1 pseudogene is annotated in these 2,492 nt (G+C 60.3%); it reads left to right on the top strand.

Annotated features, from left to right (window positions below):
* Window positions 1-1,696 precede the first annotated feature (1,696 nt).
* Window positions 1,697-2,492 (top strand): annotated as a pseudogene (locus tag JHD67_RS22475) (hypothetical protein); the annotation flags it as partial.

The raw sequence follows: 2,492 nt of genomic DNA, 5'->3' as shown, positions 1-2,492 counted from the left end.
CAAGTCGGTGGGTTTGGGCAAGGCAGCGCATGGTGTGCCTTTCGTAGCACGCCACCCTATGCGGGGATGAGGGCGGCTAGGGCGTGGTCGATTGCATCGTGGCCCGATGCATCAACATCGATAGGCCTCCGCTGAAACCGATGCCTGAAAATGGACCGCGGCTCAGGCGGATGCAGTGATGCATTCCTGAGTCGGCACCAGCATGCGGGTGCTGATGCGCCCGCTGTCAGCGCACCCGCATCGCGATGACCTCACGCGATCATCGCCCACGCGACGTGTGTCTCGACAGGATCACTACGGCCGGTCTCAGTGGGTGGGCAATGGCCCACAGAGATTGACGGCGTAGTGCAGCGACCATGGATACGGATGTGCTTGGGCCCATCTTGGGCAATTCGTCCACGGCCAAGAATCTTCTGAAATAACCATGTGACGACCGCAGTGAGCGGATGCCGCAGCGCTCGCCCATGCATCCGTGCCTCGTTTTCTCCTACGCGCGGTTACGAGCAATGCTTACGAGTCGAGCGGGGCGTCGGTCATTCGTTTAGCGTGGGTTGCGACGCGACGTGTTGTCGGCCATCTGCGGTGTTGAGCGCAAGGCAACTGAGATGTGGCTCACATGCCGGCCAAGATTTGCCATCCAGAGCCCGCTGGCTGGTGCGCATATACCTGCATTGCTGAGGCGTTTCGATTACATGCGTCAAGTTTTCTGTGCGCTTGTGACTAGTGGTATTCGCTCACGCGACGTGGCTTAAGACCTCTGCGCCGTCCATAACCCCATTCTTATGCTTGTGAAGTACCCGTGATCCATTTTTGGGTACGGATTAGGCCATTCGGTGCATTGGCGCTTTAGGCGCTCACCTTGATCTGTTCGGTCTTCAAGCTCCACCAGCCCCGCGCGAGCAGATCGCGCGGCGGGCATCGTTGCCCTCGTGACTCACAAAAATACATCCAAGGAAACCACGTCATGAACAAAACCTACCGAGTCATCTGGAGCACCGCCCTAAGCAAGTGGGTGGTGGCTTCCGAACTTGCATATACCAAGGGCAAGAGCAAGACGCGTCAAGCAGCGCACGGTGTGGTCTGTGGGGCGGGCCTCGGGTTGGCTATGTTCGCCGGGTCGGTAAGTGCGGGTTACGCGGGGTATTCGAACTCAGGCCCTCTCGCTTATGCCATAGGGGCGGGAGATACCGGCGTGGGTGATGGTGCCAACGCCGATTGGGGTTGTGACAATCTGGGCGCTGCCAGCAACGCAGATTATGCAGTCGCGATCGGTTACTACGCGAATGCGCTGGGTAAGGGATCAACGGCTCTTGGTGCTGGCGCGTCGGCAGGTATTTCCGGACTCTGTGGGCCGAGCATTGCCGCTACTGCGGTAGGTGCGGGTGCACAGGCCATGGGTGTTAACTCGACAGCGCTTGGTCAGGCGGCTTCCGCAACCGGCGGCAGTAGTACGGCGATAGGCCAAAGTGCCAATGTGTCATCAAGCAATGGTGTAGCTGTTGGACAAAGCGCTACGGTTGCTGCAGCCAGGAGTGTTGCTCTGGGTCAGGGCGCCAAGGCGACAGTAGCCGACGCCGTCGCGCTGGGTCAGGGCTCTGTGGCCGATCGTGCGAAGACCGTTTCCATTGGATCAGCCGCTTTCGATCGCCAGTTGGTGCATGTTGCTATTGGTAAAGAAGATACCGACGCAGTGAACGTGAGCCAGCTGAAGGCAAGCGGCCTCATTGATAGTAATGGTCACCCTGTGGCGGCAGTGACCTATGATCAGAATTCTGACGGTTCGGTCAACTATGGCAGCATCAGCCTCGCCGAAGGCAAGGGCACGGGTCCCGTGACCATAACGAATCTCGCGGAGGGCAAGAACGCTTCCGATGCGGTGACCCTGTCGCAGCTGCAAGAAACCAATGATCTCATTGCCAACCTGCCGCTTGGTTTGGTGAAGCAGGCCGCTCCGGGTGAAAATCTGACGGTGGGCGCAGGTACCGATGGCCAGGCGGTGGACTTTGCCGATAAGGATGGCAACGCCCGCACGCTGAAGAACGTGGCAGCGGGTTCGCTGGCGTCGGACAGCGTGGACGCGGTGAACGGCAGCCAGCTGAATACGGCCGCGCAGAGCGTCGCCGATGCACTGGGCGGTGGTGCGCAGTTCGATCCGTCGACGGGCACGGTGACGGCACCGTCGTACGAGCTGACGGACACCTCGGGCAACAGCGAGACGTTCAACAACGTGGGTGACGCGCTGTCGCAGCTGGATGGCCGCGTGGATGGCAATACCACCAACATCACCAATCTGACCGAGCAGCTGAACCAGGGTCAGATCGGTCTGGTGCAGCAGGCCGCCCCGGGTGCGAACCTGACGGTGGGTGCAGGTACCGATGGCGAGGCGGTGGACTTTGCCGATAAGGATGGCAACGCTCGCACGCTGAAGAACGTGGCAGCGGGTTCGCTGGCGTCGGACAGCGTGGACGCGGTGAACGGCAGCCAGCTGAATA

It is taken from the genome of Dyella sp. ASV21 (assembly GCF_016428975.1).
Classification (GTDB): domain Bacteria; phylum Pseudomonadota; class Gammaproteobacteria; order Xanthomonadales; family Rhodanobacteraceae; genus Dyella.
This window is presented reverse-complemented; position numbering and strand designations above follow the sequence as displayed.